15 protein-coding genes are annotated in these 15688 nt (G+C 69.4%); 10 read left to right on the plus strand and 5 right to left on the minus strand.

Annotated elements, in window-relative coordinates; genetic code table 11:
* Positions 1-251: 251 nt before the first annotated feature.
* The 5 genes from D892_RS0109420 to D892_RS0109440 are packed head-to-tail and all read right to left on the minus strand — an operon-like array spanning position 252 to position 4342.
* Positions 252-1487 carry a hypothetical protein gene (locus tag D892_RS0109420; protein WP_198036865.1) on the minus strand — a complete coding sequence of 412 codons (1236 nt, stop codon included), beginning with the start codon at positions 1485-1487 and terminating at the stop codon, positions 252-254.
* A gap of 5 nt (positions 1488-1492) precedes the next feature.
* Positions 1493-2041, minus strand: coding sequence for a hypothetical protein (locus tag D892_RS0109425; RefSeq protein ID WP_024801000.1), 549 nt, complete (start codon positions 2039-2041; stop codon positions 1493-1495).
* Between the two features lie 34 nt (positions 2042-2075).
* The gene (locus D892_RS0109430) at positions 2076-2273 is read right to left on the minus strand and encodes a ferredoxin (RefSeq protein WP_024801001.1); all 198 of its coding nucleotides are present in this window, start codon (positions 2271-2273) and stop codon (positions 2076-2078) included.
* Positions 2273-3103: an SDR family oxidoreductase gene (locus D892_RS0109435; protein ID WP_024801002.1), complete on the minus strand. Its 831-nt coding sequence runs from the start codon at positions 3101-3103 to the stop codon at positions 2273-2275. The genes D892_RS0109430 and D892_RS0109435 overlap by 1 nt, the downstream gene beginning before the upstream one ends.
* Before the next feature lie 33 nt (positions 3104-3136).
* Positions 3137-4342 carry a cytochrome P450 gene (locus tag D892_RS0109440; protein WP_024801003.1) on the minus strand — a complete coding sequence of 402 codons (1206 nt, stop codon included), beginning with the start codon at positions 4340-4342 and terminating at the stop codon, positions 3137-3139.
* A 301-nt stretch (positions 4343-4643) separates the two neighbouring features.
* Between D892_RS0109440 and D892_RS0109445 the strand changes: the two genes are divergently transcribed.
* The 10 genes from D892_RS0109445 (at position 4644) to D892_RS0109495 (ending at position 15677) form a co-directional block, all read left to right on the plus strand.
* A complete protein-coding gene (locus D892_RS0109445; protein WP_024801004.1) occupies positions 4644-6113 on the plus strand; it encodes an aldehyde dehydrogenase in 1470 nt (489 codons plus the stop codon).
* A gap of 34 nt (positions 6114-6147) precedes the next feature.
* Positions 6148-6897, plus strand: a complete 750-nt coding sequence (locus D892_RS0109450) for an SDR family oxidoreductase (protein WP_024801005.1) — start codon at positions 6148-6150, stop codon at positions 6895-6897.
* Positions 6897-7781, plus strand: coding sequence for an NAD(P)-dependent oxidoreductase (locus D892_RS0109455; RefSeq protein ID WP_024801006.1), 885 nt, complete (start codon positions 6897-6899; stop codon positions 7779-7781). Before D892_RS0109450 ends, D892_RS0109455 begins: the two co-directional genes overlap by 1 nt.
* A gap of 83 nt (positions 7782-7864) precedes the next feature.
* Complete coding sequence (locus D892_RS0109460) at positions 7865-8209, plus strand: carboxymuconolactone decarboxylase family protein (protein WP_051499572.1); 345 nt, start codon at positions 7865-7867, stop codon at positions 8207-8209.
* A 12-nt stretch (positions 8210-8221) separates the two neighbouring features.
* Positions 8222-9721 (plus strand): FAD-dependent oxidoreductase, encoded by a 1500-nt coding sequence (locus tag D892_RS0109465; RefSeq protein WP_024801008.1) that lies wholly within the window; start codon positions 8222-8224, stop codon positions 9719-9721.
* A 15-nt stretch (positions 9722-9736) separates the two neighbouring features.
* On the plus strand, positions 9737-10597 hold the full coding sequence (locus D892_RS0109470) for a TIGR03619 family F420-dependent LLM class oxidoreductase (protein ID WP_024801009.1): 861 nt from the start codon (positions 9737-9739) through the stop codon (positions 10595-10597).
* Between the two features lie 49 nt (positions 10598-10646).
* Positions 10647-11927, plus strand: a complete 1281-nt coding sequence (locus D892_RS0109475) for a glycosyltransferase family 4 protein (RefSeq protein ID WP_024801010.1) — start codon at positions 10647-10649, stop codon at positions 11925-11927.
* Positions 11921-12646 carry a class I SAM-dependent methyltransferase gene (locus tag D892_RS0109480; RefSeq protein ID WP_024801011.1) on the plus strand — a complete coding sequence of 242 codons (726 nt, stop codon included), beginning with the start codon at positions 11921-11923 and terminating at the stop codon, positions 12644-12646. The genes D892_RS0109475 and D892_RS0109480 overlap by 7 nt, the downstream gene beginning before the upstream one ends.
* A complete protein-coding gene (locus D892_RS0109485) occupies positions 12639-13703 on the plus strand; it encodes a prenyltransferase (RefSeq protein WP_024801012.1) in 1065 nt (354 codons plus the stop codon). The genes D892_RS0109480 and D892_RS0109485 overlap by 8 nt, the downstream gene beginning before the upstream one ends.
* 588 nt (positions 13704-14291) lie before the next feature.
* Positions 14292-15677, plus strand: a complete 1386-nt coding sequence (locus D892_RS0109495; RefSeq protein WP_024801013.1) for an AarF/ABC1/UbiB kinase family protein — start codon at positions 14292-14294, stop codon at positions 15675-15677.
* Positions 15678-15688 lie beyond the last annotated feature (11 nt).

Below are 15688 nucleotides of genomic sequence, written 5' to 3' on the forward strand. Positions count from 1 at the left end.
CCGGCGTTCGGCCGATCGGGCCCCTGCGACCGGTAGCAGTCCGGGGCCGGCCACGACAGCACAGGCTCGGGCCGGGCGGATCAACCGGCCGTGTAGTCCGGAGCGCAGCCTGCCGCACGGCCCGTCGCCGGGCGGCGGTCCGACTCGCCGCTCGGCGTGCGCCGACGGCATCGATGACCCACACCGGCACGGGCGTGGTCCGTGAGACCCGCGAAATCCGGCGGCCCCGAACTGCCCGGCCGTCCCCGGAACTACACGACCGTGAGCGGCAGCGACTGCCGTTCGCCGAAGGAGAAGTCGGCACCGGTGCTGAAACGCGTGATGGCGACCTCCGACGCCTCCGGGAACGGCTCACCGGCCGAGGCGATCTCGGCGACCAGTTCGTCACCGTCGGCGTGCACCCGTGTGTAGAAGTGCGGGTTCACGCCGCGGACCATCGCGTCCAGCGCCTCCGTATGCTCGGCATCGATCAGCGCGGGCCAGGCGCCGTCGGCCACACCCGGACTCTCGCGGGACAGCCGCAGCACGACGCTGTCGTGGAAAGCGGTGATCTCGGCGGCGGTGTAGGGCAACGGATTCCACGCCGGATGCAGCCGCAGCACCTGCGCCAGCGCCGCGAAATCGTCGCCGAGTCCCAGGGCCGCGCGGATCCGCTGGGAGGTGAGCCCGGCGATGCCCGTGAACTGCTTGCGGCCGATGTCGAGCGCCGTCTCCTCGCCGCCGCGCTCCCGCACGGCGATCAGGAACCCCAGCGTGAGCAGATGCTGCTGCAGGCACACCTCGTCGGCCATGCGCACCAGGGCCGACTTCGAGAAGTCGGCGAAGCGCAGATCGCTCAGCAGCGCGCCCGCGTAGTCCGCCTGCCCGGTGTCGGCCGGATCGACCGGCGCCAGCTCCAGCCGGGCGGCCGCGGAGGCCGCGATCAACGGGGTGTTCGGCGGGGTCGCCGGCGGCTCGTTGGCCTCGTCGATCGTGACCGTCCACGCGCAGACCGGCACCCGGTCCGCGGGCATGCGCGGCGGGCGGTGGATCGGCCGGACCTGCGCGTGCGGATTGGTCGCCAGCGCGGTCGCGTCGAAGGTCGGATCCTCGATGGTGTGGCACATGGCGAACACGTAGGGCTCGCCCATCGGCTCCACATCCGCCAGCGCGCCGCAGTGATCGAGCCAGAACTCACCGTGCCGGTCGTCGTCGACGCGGAACCGGAAGTCCATGAACTGCGGCGGCGCCCCGATATCGAGTTGCAGACCCTTGAAGATCGTGACGATGTCGTCGCCCGGGATCCGCAGCGCCGCACGCATCCGGCGGGTGTAGATCGGGCTGGCCAGCTGCCACTCCTCGATGGCGACCTCGGCCATGCCGTCCCGGCCGAAGGCCGAGATCGTGTGCGCCATTCCGGACCGATCGATGAGATGCCCGCACAGCAGCAGTTCGGGCACCAGGATGGCCAACTGTTCGCGGGACAGCTCCGCGTATCGGGACGACATGCCGGTCACCACAGCGAAGCCGGGGCTTCCCCGATCTTGTACCACCCCGGTAGCGGTCCCGCGCCCGACCGCTCGATGCGCTGCTGCATGCCCGACGACAGCGCATTGTCCTTGATCATGTCGAGGAACAGCGCCGACACATTGCCGAAGTCGAAGAAGTCGCGCTGCCACGACCACTGGAAGTTGCCACCGTAGCGGAACCAACTGCCGCCGATGCCCTCCGGGCTGTAGTGCCGGCCGTCGGCCCGGGTGTTCTCGTTGATCTGCTTCCAGAAGCCGATCACCGAACCGCTGCGCTCGTCCACCACGAATTCCTGGTAGGGGTACGTCCAGCCCTCCAGGCCCGCCATCTCCTGGCCGAGCGCCAGGTCGCGGATCTCGTCCCGGCCGACGGCCATGAACTCCTGGGTGGGGCCGTAGTTCCAGCCGTAGGTGGCGTCCTCGGTGTACATGTCCGCCAGCGGGCGCCAGTCACCGATGTCCTCGCAGCGCTTGTTCTCGTCCACCCAGCGGCGGACCATCTCGTCGAGTTCGTCCCGGGAAAAGCCGGCCATCTGAATTTCCTTCGCTCGCAGTGCTTCTGGTTGGCTATTGGTCGTCGTCGACGAGCGACAACGCCTGGGTCGGGCAGTACCGGACGGCATCGCGGACGGCCGCGAGATCGGCCCCCGGATCCACGCGCAGCAGCTGCACCTTGTCGTTCTTGGGCACGGTGAACACCTCGGGCGCCTCGTCCTGACAGACGGCGTGCCCCTGACACAGATCCAGGTCCACCTCGATATGCATCAGCGACTCCCTTCCTCGGTGCCGGTATCCGGTTCGCGCGGTGGCGCTGTATCCGATTCGCGCAGTGGCGCTTCGGGCTGTGCCTCCACCAGGACCAGGTGGGCTCCGCGCGGCGTGGCCGCGACCGCGACCACCGCGGCGGCGATATCGGAGGCACGCAGGAAATACGGGTGGCGCGCGAAACCCCAGCGCGCCCAGTCCTCCAGCAGCGGGCCGACGACGTCCGGATCGGCGGACATCCCCATGGCGGTCTGGGTCTGGCCGGGACGCACCACCGAGGCGCGGACGCCGGTGCCCTCCAACTCCATTCGGAGTTGTTCGGCCAGCGCCTCCAGTCCGGTCTTGGCGGCGTTGTAGGCGCCCATGCCGGGGCGCGGCCTGTCCGCGCAGTCGGAGCCGATCACGATGAAATCGCCGCGGCGGCGCTCGATCATGCCGGGCAGCACCCGGTATGCCAGCCGCTGCGCGCCCACCAGATGGACCTGCACCTGATGCAGGAACGTCTCGGGGTCGACCTCCCAGACCCGCCCGAATTCCAGGTCACCGGCGCCGGAGACCACGATTTCCGCTGGGCCCAGGGCCTTTTCGGAGGCGGCGACGAAATCGTCGATCGAGTCGCCGTCGGCGACGTCGAGCCGGTAGGCGAACGCCTCGCCGCCGTCGGCACGGATCTTCTCCGCCAGTGCTTCACAGACCTCCACCCGCCGGGCGCCGAGCGCGACGGGCCAGCCCTGTTCGGCGAGGGCCACGGCGGTCGCGGCGCCGATACCGGACGAGGCGCCGGCGACCAGTGCCGGACGGCGGGCGGGGTTGGCTTCGAACCGCGGCATCAGGCGCTCACTTCCTCGTCCCGGGCTGCGCGATCATCGAACCTCCACGGTGACAGGGAGTTTCGCGAAACCCCGGACATTGGTGGAATGCACGCGCTCGATCCCCGACTCGTCGATGCCGTAGGCGGCGACCCGATCGGTGAACTCGGCCAGCGCGATGCGCGCCTCCAGCCGCGCCAGGTGCGCACCGAGGCAGAAGTGCACGCCGCCGCCGAAGCTGACCAGCCCGCCCTTGTCGGTGCGTTCGATGTCGTAGCTGTCGGCGTGGGCGAACACGTCGTCGTCCCGGTTCGCCGAGCCGACCAGCAGCAGCACCTTGTCCCCGGCCGGGATGGTGCCGTCGTGCAGGTCGATGTCCTGCGTGGCGGTGCGGGCGAGGATCTGGCTGGAGGTGTCGTAGCGCAGCGTCTCCTCGACCCAGTGGCCGATCAGTTCGGTGTTGTCGGCGACCTTGGCGAACTGCGCGGGATTGATGGCCGACCAGTACAGCGCGTTGCCGAGCAGCTTGGTCGTGGTCTCGTTACCGGCGACGACCATGAGGAACATGAAGCCGATGATCTCGTCGTCGTCGAGCTTGTCACCGTCGAGTTCGGCGTCCAGCAGCGCGGAGGTCAGGTCCTCGGTGCGCGTCTTGCGCCGCTGACCGAGCATGTCGGCGTAGTACCCGACCAGCTCCAGCGACGCCTCCATCGCGGCGACCGGCACGTCGAGCACCCCGTCCTCGCGGTGCATCACCTGATCCGCCAGGCGCCGGACCTCGGCGCGGTCCGGTTCCGGGACGCCCAGCAGCTCGGAGATGACGTCCATCGGCAGCTTGCCGGCGAAATCATCGATCCAGTCGAAGCTCGTGCGCTCCAGCGCGGGCTCCAGGTGCAGCAGCGTCAGCTCCCGGATGCGGTCGGTCATCTCGGCGATCCGCCGGGGCGTGAATCCCTTGTTGACCAGCTGCCGCATCCGCACGTGCCGCGGGTCGTCCATCGCCAGGAACGACATCGTCTTGTGCGCGTGCTTGCCCCAGGCCGCCGGATCCAGCGAGACCCCGTTCGCGCTCGACAGCCGCACGTGGTCGCGGAAGCCGGTGGTGACATCGGCATGCCGCGACAGCGCCCAGAACCCCAGGTCCGGATTGTGGTAGAGCGGAGCCTCGGCGCGCAGGCGCCGATAGATCGGATAGGGATCCTCGTGGAAGCCGTAGTCGTAGGGATCGAACGTGACCGGCTCCAAGCGTGCCGCGGTCATCACCACCACCCCTTCTTCGAGAACGAGTTCAGCCGCTCGCGACGGCCCCTGGCGATCGCGGAAGACACATAGCTGGACATGTGTCTGGACGCTACCATCGGTCACGCGACGCGACAATCGGAAATTCATTCCCGCAAGGTGAATGCGGAACGACGGGGACACCGGAGAGGACGTCGACGGCCGCCGAGCGGCACCCCGGACGGATACCGTAAGCGTGTCGCGAATTGAAACAAGTTCTTGCGCCGCGACTGGCGCTCTACCTATAGTCCGTACACGTGTCCAGACACATGGGAGCAATCTGATGGGGAAGCTCGTCACCACCGACGGCTCACCGCTGTTGATCGGCGGCAAACTGGTGCCCGGCGGCGCCGGCGTCTTCGCGACCGAGAATCCGGCTACCGGGGAGGTCGTGGGCCAGGCGGCCAATGGCGACAGCGCCGATATGGACGCCGCCATCGCCGCGGCGCGCTCGGCGTTCGACGACACCGACTGGTCGCGCGATCCCGCGTTCCGGGCCGCATGCCTGCGGCAGCTGCGGGACGCGCTGCGCGAGAACATCGAGGAACTGCGCGAGGTCACCATCGCCGAGGTGGGCGCACCGCGGATGCTCACGAGCGGGCCGCAATTGGAGGGTCCGGTCGGCGACCTCGGCTACTTCGCCGACCTGGCCGAAAGCTACGAGTGGGAAACCGATCTCGGCGAGGCGTCGCCGATGGGTATCAAGTCCGGCCGCCGGCTGCGGCGCGAGCCGATCGGCGTGGTCGGGGCCATCACGCCCTGGAACTTCCCGCACCAGATCAACTTCGCCAAGCTCGGCCCGGCGCTGGCCGCCGGGGCGACCGTCGTGCTCAAGCCCGCGCCCGACACCCCGTGGTGCGCCGCGCTGGTCGGCAAGGTCATCGCCGAGCAGACCGATATCCCCGCCGGTGTCGTCAACGTCGTCACCTCCGACGATCACAGCCTCGGTAGCCAGCTGGTGACCGACCCGCGGGTCGACATGATCTCGTTCACCGGCTCGACACAGACCGGCCGGGCCGTGATGGCCGGTGCGGCGGCGACGCTGAAGAAGGTGTTCCTGGAGCTGGGCGGCAAGTCGGCGTTCATCATCCTCGACGACACCGATATCGCCGCCGCCGCGAGCTACGCGGCGTTCCAGGTGTGCGTGCACGCCGGCCAGGGCTGCGCGCTGACCACCCGCCTGGTGGTGCCGCGCGCGAGCTACGACGACGCGGTCGCGGCGGCGGCCAAGACCATGGGCGGCATCGCGCCGGGCGACCCGAACGAGGCCGGAACCATCTGCGGCCCACTGATTTCCGAGCGGCAGCGCGCCCGGGTGGAGCGCTATCTGGAGATCGCCCGGGCCGAGGGCGGCACCGTCGTGACCGGCGGCGGCCGCCCCGAGGGCCGGGCGAACGGCTGGTTCGTGCAGCCGACACTGATCACCGGCCTGCCCAACACCGCGACCGTGGCGCAGGAGGAGATCTTCGGCCCGGTGCTCGTGGTGATCCCGCACGACGGCGACGACGACGCCGTCCGCATCGCCAACGAATCGAACTACGGGTTGTCCGGCGAGGTGTGGGGCACCGACACCGACCGCCTGGAGAACGTCATCCGCGGCGTGCGCACCGGCACGCTCGGCGTCAACGGCGGCCTGTGGTACTCGGCCGACGCCCCGTTCGGCGGCTACAAGCAGTCCGGCATCGGCCGTGAACTCGGCGTCGCCGGATTCGAGGAATACTTGGAAACCAAGCTGATCGCGACCGCTCGATAAATCGGACTTCACCGCCCGCAGAGGAGATTTCATCATGGCCCGCTTCACCGGACGATCCGCGATCGTCACCGGCGCCGCGCAGGGCATCGGCGCCGTCTACGCCAGGGCGCTGGCCACCGAGGGCGCCAAAGTCGTTGTCGCCGACCTGAATTCCGACAAGGGTGAACAGGTCGCCAAGGAGATCGGCGCCGCCGGCGGCACCGCCGCGTTCCACAGCGTGGACGTGTCCGATCCCGAATCCGCCGCTGCCCTGGCCGAATTCACCGTTTCCGAGTTCGGCGGCATCGACCACCTGGTCAACAACGCGGCGATCTACGGCGATATGAAGCTCGACCTGCTGCTGACCGTGCCGTGGGACTACTACCAGAAGTTCATGGGCGTCAACCTGCACGGCGCGCTGAACGTGACCCGCGCGGTGTGGCAGGAGATGGCGAAGGACGGCGGCGGCTCGATCGTCAACCAGTCCTCCACCGCCGCCTGGCTCTACTCCGGGTTCTACGGACTGGCCAAGGCCGGCATCAACAGCCTCACCCAGCAGCTGGCCACCGAGCTCGGCGGCTCCAAGATCCGGATCAACGCCATCGCGCCCGGGCCGACCGACACCGAGGCCACCAAGAACGCCACCCCGGGCAATATCGTCCAGGACATGGTGAAGAAGCTGCCGATCAAGCGCATGGGTCAGCCCGAGGACCTCGTCGGCGCGTGCCTGTACCTGCTGTCCGACGAGGCGAGCTGGGTGACCGGGCAGATCCTGAACGTCGACGGCGGACAGATCGTCCGCTGATGGCGACCGAGGACTTCCGCGTAGGGTTCATCGGCCTCGGCAATATGGGCGCGCCGATGGCCGAGCGCCTGCTGACCTGGCCCGGCGGGCTGGTGGTGTGCGACGCGCGGCCGGAGGCCACCGAGAAGTACACCGCGGAGGGCGCCGAGGCCGCGCCCTCCGCGGCGGAGACGGCCGCGCGCGCCGCGGTGATCTCGGTGGCGGTCGTGAACGACGAGCAGGTCCGCTCCGTCGTCACCGGCCCCGACGGCATCCTGCAGGCGGCGAAGCCCGGCACCGTGATCGCCGTGCACTCCACCATCAGCGACCGGACCGCCGAGGAACTGGGCACCGAATGTTCCGGTCACGGCGTGGAATTCGTCGACGCGCCGATCACCGGCGGCGCCGCGGGCGCGCAGCAGGGCAGGCTCGCGGTGATGGTCGGCGGCAGCGACGAGGCCTTCGCCCGGGTGCGCGAGCCGTTCGGCTGCTTCTCCGATCTCGTCGTGCACGCCGGACCGGTGGGGGCGGGCACGCGAATGAAGCTGGCACGCAACCTGTTGCACTTCGTCTCGTTCACCGCCGCGTCGGAGGCGCAGCGGCTGGCCGAGACGGCCGGACTGGATGTCAAGGCGCTCGGCAAGGTGGTCCGCCACTCCGACGCCGTCACCGGCGGCGCGGGCTCGATCATGTTGCGCGACACCACCGCACCGGTGGCACCGGACGATTTCTGGTACTCGATCCTGACCCATGTCCGCGACCTCGGCGAGAAGGATCTGTCCCTGGCACTCGCGCTGGGTGAGCGGCTCGGCGTCGAATTGCCCTTGGCCCGAAGGGCTCTCGGCGATTTCGGCCCGGGCCTCGGCATCGGCCCCGGCGAGAACGCGAAGAAGGAGCAGCCGTGAGCGAGCTTACGAGTGAACCGTCGAAACAGAGCGACGAGAACGGCGAATCCGCCGCGGAACGCCGGCAGCGCGGCCTGAAGAAGATGTCCGAGGTGTACGGCTGGGAGTTCTCCGACGGCCCGGGCGACCATTTCGCGGTGACCGCCGACCACCTGTTCGCCGGCATCTGGTCGCGCCCCGAGCTCGACCTGCGCGAGCGGCGACTGCTGCTGATCGGCGCGCTCACCGCCCAGGGCCAGTTCGACGTCGCCGAGATCCAGCTCGGCGCGGCCCTGCGCAACGGCGAGTTCACCGCCGACCAGCTGCGCGAGATGGCGCTGTTCCTGTGCCACTACGTGGGCTGGCCGGCCGGCACCGCGCTCGACGGCGTGGTGGGCAAGGTCGTGGACCAGCAGCGAAAGTCCGAGCAGGCGAACAAGACCAAGTAAGGAACTCAGACGATGACCGAGACCCCCACCCTGCGCCCCGCGCGGGCCGACGCGATCACCGCCTGGGACTTCGAGGCCGATGTCGTGATCGCCGGATACGGCGTCGCCGGTGCGTCCGCCGCCATCGAGGCCGCCCGCGCCGGCGCCGACGTCCTGGTGCTGGAACGCACGGGCGGCTGGGGCGGCGCGGCCTCGCAGGCGGGCGGATTCATCTATCTCGGCGGCGGGACGGCCCTGCAGCGCGCGCTCGGCTTCGAGGACACGCCGGAGAACATGGAGAAGTTCATGGTCGCCGCCCTCGGGCCGGGTGTGGACAAGGAGAAGATCCACGACTACTGCCAGGGCAGCGTCGAACACTTCGATTGGCTGGTGGCCCAGGGCGTTCCGTTCAAGGAGGAGTTCTGGGGCGAGCCCGGCTGGGAGCCGCCGCACGACGAGGGCCTGATGTACTCCGGCGGCGAGAACGCCGCACCCTTCAAGGACACCATCCCGCCCGCGCCGCGCGGCCACGTGCCGCAGATGAGCAACAAGCGGACCGGCGCCAAGGGCGGCGGCTACATGCTGATGAAGCCGCTCACCGACGTCGCCGAATCCCTCGGCGTGCGAGCCGAATACGACCTGCGCATCCAGCAGCTCGTGGTGGACGACGACGAGCGCGTCGTGGGCATCGTCGCGAAGCGCTACGGCAAACAGGTCACCGTCCGCGCCCGGCGCGGCGTGGTGCTGGCGACCGGCAGCTTCGCCTATCAGCAGCAGATGATCGAGAGCTTCGCGCCGCGGCTGATCGGCCGCCCGGGCGCGGCCATCGAGGAGCACGACGGCATCGGCATCCGCGTCGCCCAGGCCCTCGGCGCCGACCTCGCCCACATGGACGCCACCGAGGTGGCGTTCTTCCTCGATCCGCAGCGGGCGGCCCGCGGCATCCTGGTCAACGGCCGCGGCCAGCGCTACGTCGCCGAGGACACCTACCCGGGCCGACTCGGCCAGGCCACGCTGCTACAGCAGGACAATCAAGCCTTCCTGGTGCTGGACGAGGAGGGGCTGGAAGCGGCCGACGCGACCGACACCTCCACCCCGTTCTTCCGGCAGCAGCCGACCTGGGTGGCGGAATCGGTCGAGGAGCTCGAGACCGAGATGGGCCTGCCCGCCGGCACCCTGCAGACCACGGTCGAGGTCTACAACCGGCACGCCAAGGACGGGGTCGACCCGCTGCTGGGCAAGAAGCCCGAGTGGGTCCGGCCGGTCAACGCCCCGCTGGCCGGCTACGACCTGCGCGGCATGACCGCGGGATTCACCCTCGGCGGGCTGCGCACCGATCTCGATGCGCGGGTGCTGCACGTCTCCGGTGCGCCCATCGCGGGGCTGTACGCCGCGGGCCGCGCCACCTCCGGGGTCTGCGCCGGGGGGTACGCCAGCGGCTGCTCGCTCGGCGACGGAAGCTTCTACGGACGCCGCGCGGGGCGGGCGGCCGCCACCGGCGAAACACCGCACGCCCCCGCGTCGGCGAACTGAAAGGAATACGGGCCCATGCGTTTCGGCATCGTCTTGTTCACCAGCGACCGGGGCATCACCCCGGCCGCCGCCGCCAAGGCCGCGGAGGAGCGCGGCTTCCGGTCGTTCTTCGTGCCCGAGCACACCCACATCCCGGTGCGGCGCGACGCGGCGCACCCCACGACCGGGGACGCCAGCCTGCCCGACGACCGCTACATGCGGACCCTCGATCCGTGGGTGGCGCTCGCCACGGCGGCCGCCGTCACCGAGCGCATCGAGCTGTCCACGGCGGTGGCGCTGCCCGTCGAGCACGACGTGATCACCCTCGCCAAGACCATCGCCACGCTGGACCATCTGTCCGGCGGCCGGGTCAGCCTCGGCGCCGGATTCGGGTGGAACACCGACGAGCTGGCCGACCACGGGGTACCCGGTAACAAGCGGCGGACGGTGCTTCGAGAATACTTGGAAGCCATGAACGCCCTGTGGACCCAGGAGGAAGCCGCCTACGACGGCCAGTTCGTCAAGTTCGGCCCGAGCTGGGCATGGCCGAAGCCGGTCCAGAAGCACGTGCCGGTGCTGGTCGGCACGGCGGGCACCGAGAAGGGCTTCCGGTGGATCGCCGAATCCGCCGACGGCTGGATCACCACCCCCTACGAGCACGAGGTCCTGCTGGAGCGCCTGAAGCTGCTGAGCAAGGTGTGGCAGGACGCCGGGCGGGAGGGACGGCCGCGCGTCGTCGCCCTGGACGGCAAGCCCGACCCGCAGCGCCTGGCCGACTGGCAGACCGCCGAGGTCACCGACGTGCTCTACGGCCTACCGGATAAGCCGGAGGCAGACGTGCTGGCGTTCCTGGATCGCCTGGCCGTCAAGCTGGCTCCGTTCGGCCTCGCCGCCTGAGCCACCGCTCCTCCTTTTTCAGTTCGACCACCGAGAGTGAGCCGAGAACGTGCGCATCGCCCTGCTGTCCTACCGCAGCAAGACCCACTGTGGCGGACAGGGGGTGTATGTCCGGTACCTCAGCGCCGGCCTGGCCGAACTCGGGCACCGGGTCGAGGTGTTCTCCGGACAGCCGTATCCGGAGCACCTCGACCCGCGGGTGACCCTCACCGAGGTGCCCGGCCTGGATCTGTACCGGGATCCCGACCCGTTCCGCACGCCGCGGCCGAGTGAGATCCGCGACCGGATCGACCTGCTGGAGCTGGCCACCATGTGGACGGCCGGATTTCCCGAACCCCGCACGTTCAGCCTGCGCGCCGCCCGGCTGTTGCGGGCGCGGGCGGCCGATTTCGATGTGGTGCACGACAATCAGTGCCTCGGTTCCGGACTGCTCGATATCGCGCAGCAGCTGCCGCTGGTGGCGACGGTGCACCATCCGATCACCCGCGACCGGTCACTCGATCTGGCGGCGGCGCCGTGGCGGCGCAAGGCGTTCGTGCACCGCTGGTACGGGTTCCTGGGGATGCAGCAGCGGGTGGCCCGGGAGATCCCGGACCTGATCACGGTGTCCTCGTCGTCGGCCGCCGATATCGTCGACGACTTCGGCGTGGCGATAGATCAGCTGAACGTGGTTCCGCTGGGCGTGGACACCGAGCTGTTCCGCCCGCGCGCGCGGCGGGTGCCGGGCCGCATCGTCGCCGTCGCCAGCGCCGACAAGCCTCTCAAGGGCATCGGCCACCTCTTGCAGGCGGTGGCGCGGCTGCGGCTGTCGCACGACATCGAGCTGCGGCTGGTGGCCAAGCTGGAACCCAACGGGCCCACCGAGAAGCTGATCGCCGAACTCGGCCTGTCCGATATCGTCACCGCCTCCGCTGGGCTGTCCGACCTGGAGCTCGCCGAGCTGCTGGCCTCCGCCGAGATCGCCTGCATTCCGTCTCTCTACGAAGGTTTTTCGCTGCCCGCCGTCGAGGCGATGGCCAGCGGTACGCCGCTGGTCGCCAGCCGGGCCGGGGCGCTGCCCGAGGTCGTCGGCGACTGCGCCGAACTCGTCGAGCCCGGCGACGTCGACGAGCTGACCCAGGCCGTCGGCCGGCTGCTCGGCTCCCGCCGCCGCCTGGACGAACTCGGCGCGAGCGGACGCCACCGCGCGCTGACCGTGTACAGCTGGGAAGCCGTTGCGGCACAGACGGTCGCGGTGTACGAGCGCGCGATCGAGCGCCACCCCCAGCGTCTGCGCGGCGACGGCCGCGACACGGGAACGGTTACGAACGAGGAGACCACCACATGCTGACCGTCGACTTCGATCGCCTGGGCGTCGGGCCCGGCACCCGCATCATCGACGTGGGATGCGGCCAGGGCAGGCATTCGTTCGAGGCCTATCGGCGCGGCGCGGACGTCGTCGCCTTCGACCAGAACGCCGACGACCTGGCGGACGTGAAGCAGATGTTCGGCGCGCTGGCCGAGGCCGGCGAGGCGGCGTCCTGCGCGAAGGCGGAGACGGTGCAGGGCGACGCGCTCGCTCTGCCGTTCGAGGACGAGGAGTTCGACGTCGTCGTCGCCTCGGAGATCCTGGAGCACATCCCCGAGGACGACCGCGCCATCGCCGAACTGGTGCGGGTGCTCAAACCCGGTGGGGCCCTGGCCGTTACGGTCCCCCGCCATCTGCCCGAACGGATCTGCTGGCTGCTGTCGGACGAGTACCACGCCAACGAGGGCGGCCACGTGCGCATCTACCGGGCCGACGAGCTGCGCAACAAGATCTCCGGGCGAGGTCTGCGATTCATCCACAGCGCGCACGCACACGCCCTGCACGCGCCGTACTGGTGGCTGAAGTGCCTGGTGGGCGTCTCGAAGACGGATAGCAGGGTGGTCGGCGCCTATCACCGACTATTGGTGTGGGACATGATGAAACGCCCCTGGCTGACCCGCGTCGCCGAGTCCGCCCTGGATCCCGTGATCGGCAAGAGCGTCGCGCTGTACTTCACCAAGCCGACGGTGCGCAGTGCCTGACCTGCCGGCGGTTCCCGGTATCCTCACCGCGGCACAGTGTCGGCAGACCGCCGAATCCATTGCCGCCGAGCAGGAATCCGACGGCGCACTCCCCTGGTTCGGCGGCGGTCACACCGAGCCGTGGGACCACGTCGAGAACGCGATGGCGCTGACCGTCACCGGCCTGCTGGACGAGGCGCGCGCGGCCTACGAATGGTCGGCCCGCACCCAGCGGCCGGATGGCTCCTGGCCCTTGCAGTTTCGTGCCGGCATCGTCGAGGACGCCCACGCGGACACCAATTTCTGCGCCTACATCGCCACCGGGGTCTGGCACTACTACCTGGGCACCGGCGATCGATCGTTCGCCGCGACGATGTGGCCGACCGTGCGCGCCGCCATCGACTTCGTCACCGCCATGCAGGGCCCGAACGGCGAGATCTATTGGCTGCGCAGCGCTTCCGCGGTCCTCCCCGAGGCCATGCTGACCGGCAGCTCCAGCATGTTCCACGCCCTCCGCTGCGCGCTCGCACTGGCGGAACTGCTCGCCGACCCACAACCCGACTGGGAGGTCGCGGCGCTGCGCCTCGGCCACGCCCTGCGCTACCACCCGGAGTCCTTCACCGAGAAGGACCGCTACTCGATGGACTGGTACTACCCGGTGCTGTGCGGCGCCTACCACGGCCCCGACGGCACCGACCGGATCGCCTCACGCTGGACCGATTTCGTCGTCGGCCAGATCGGCATCCGCTGCGTCGACGACCGCCCCTGGGTCACCGGCGCGGAAACCTGCGAACTGGCACTGGCCCTGGACACCCTCGGCGACCACCACCGCGCCCACGACCTCCTGGCATCCATGCAACACCTGCGCGAGAACGACGGATCCTATTGGACCGGACTGGTGTACGCCGACGGCAAACACTGGCCGGTGGAGCGCACCACCTGGACCGGCGCTGCCATGATCCTCGCCACCGACGCCCTCTCCCGCACCACCCCCGCCAACGGCATCTTCCGCGACTCCACCCCGTCGATCGACATCACCACCGGATTCGCCTGCGACTGCGTGGGATCGAGGTCGTAACGACCGGATGCGCCGCACCCGGCGTGATCCTTCGTCCCCCTTCGAAGGAGGATCACACCGGGTCTGAGCGCTCGCGGGCTAGCCGATCAGGTTCCCGAGGACCGCGCTGCCGGTGTTTGCCAGCGCGAGTCCGTTCACCGCGATTCCCATACCGAGTTGGATGCTGACAGCTACGAGTTGGATGATTGCGGTGGCAATGCCCATTGTCGGCTCGACTTTCCGTGATACAGATCTTCGCCGGGCTGCCGCCCGAACGGTCCGGTGGATCCGAACACCGGAAACGGTAGGAATCCATCGGTGCCCGGCGCCATCGATTCCGCCTGCGGGACAGGTGAATCCGCTGGTCCGAGCACCGATGAGGTTTTACGGACCGGAAATACCGAGCGGACGTCAGCCGATCGCGGCCGTCGTGCCCCCGGCCCTGGAACTCTGGACCGGAAAAGCCACAGCAGCGATGTGACCAGGGCGTTCGGTTCCCGGCAGTGAGCGCTGTGGTGGCGCCGCGCCGACGGCGGTCCTACTGTGACCGCGATCTCGTACAACAACGATCTCGCACAACAACACAGTGCACCCGACGGAGGAGTCAGGATGAACAAGCCGGTACCGACCTCGCGGATGGCCCGGGGTTCGAAGTTGGGCGTCCTCGTCGCCGGGCAGGCTGTTCACCAACAGCGCACCAGATTGTCGATGATCGGTCGCTCCGAGGAGGTCCGGGCCAGACTGGCCGACGAGTCGGTCTGGCAGTTGGCCGAGAAGCTGGTCGTGGTGCTCGGCGAGATGAAGGGCCTGGCGATGAAGCTGGGACAACTTCTGTCGCTGTTCGATCTGGATCTTGTTCCGCCGCAACACCGGGAGAGCTTTCGGCACAGCCTGGCGGTCTTGTTCGACAGCGCACCCGCCGTGACGTTCGAGACGATGCGCCGGGTAGTCGAGGAGGACCTGGGCGCGCCGCTGGAGACGCTGTTCGCCGAGTTCGACCCGGAGCCGATCGCCGCCGCCTCGATCGGCCAGGTGTACCGGGCGAGGCTCGCCGACGGCACGGACGTGGCGGTGAAGGTGCAGTATCCGGGAATCGACGCGGCGGTTCGCGCGGACCTGCGCAACCTCGCCCTGCTGCGGCCGCTGCTGCAGCACGCGCTGCCCGCCTTCACGCTCGAGGTGCTCGACGAGATGCGCGCCAACTTCGAGAACGAGGTCGACTACGTCGCCGAGGCGCGCACCCAGCAGCACGTGGCGAACCTGTACGCCGGCCATCCGTTCATCGCTGTGCCGCAAGCGTTTCCGGAACGCAGCGGTCGCCACGTCCTGGTGACCGAATACGCGCCGGGGGAAAGCTTCGAGGCGATGCGGGCCCTGCCCGAGGCCGAACGCGACCGGATCGGCGAGATCATCTACCGGTTCTATCTGGGTTCGCAGTTCGAGTTCGGCGAATTCTGCGGCGATCCGCATCCGGGCAACGTGCTACTGGGCACCGACGGCCGGGTGGTATTCCTCGATTTCGGCCTCTACAAGCGAATGGCCGTGGAGCACATCGCCTTCGAGGCCGCGTGTCTGCGCGCGGCCGCGGAGGACCGCGGGCCGGACCTCCACCGGCTCATGGTGGACCACGGTGTCATCGGCGATCAGGCGGGTGTGACCGCGTCCGAGTGCTACGACTACGTGCTGTCGGCTATGCAGTGGTGCCTGGCCGACCAGGACGTGCCGATCACCCCGGAGCTGGCCTGCGGTGCGCTGCTCAACGTCGTCGACCCGCGGCTGCCCCAGTTCTCGCGCATGCGCCGGCAGCACCTGCCGCCGGAACACTTGATCTCCCGTCGCACCGGCTTCTGGACCTGCGCCACCCTCGGACACCTGCGGGCGAGCACGAACTGGCACCGAATCATGCGCGAGTGGCTCTACGACGACGTGCCGGCCACCGAGTCGGGCCGCCTGCACCGAGCCTGGAAACTGCAACGGACGCCGGACAATCCGTAGTCCCGCACGCC

It is taken from the genome of Nocardia sp. BMG51109, assembly GCF_000526215.1.
In the GTDB taxonomy this organism is placed as follows: Bacteria; Actinomycetota; Actinomycetes; order Mycobacteriales; family Mycobacteriaceae; genus Nocardia.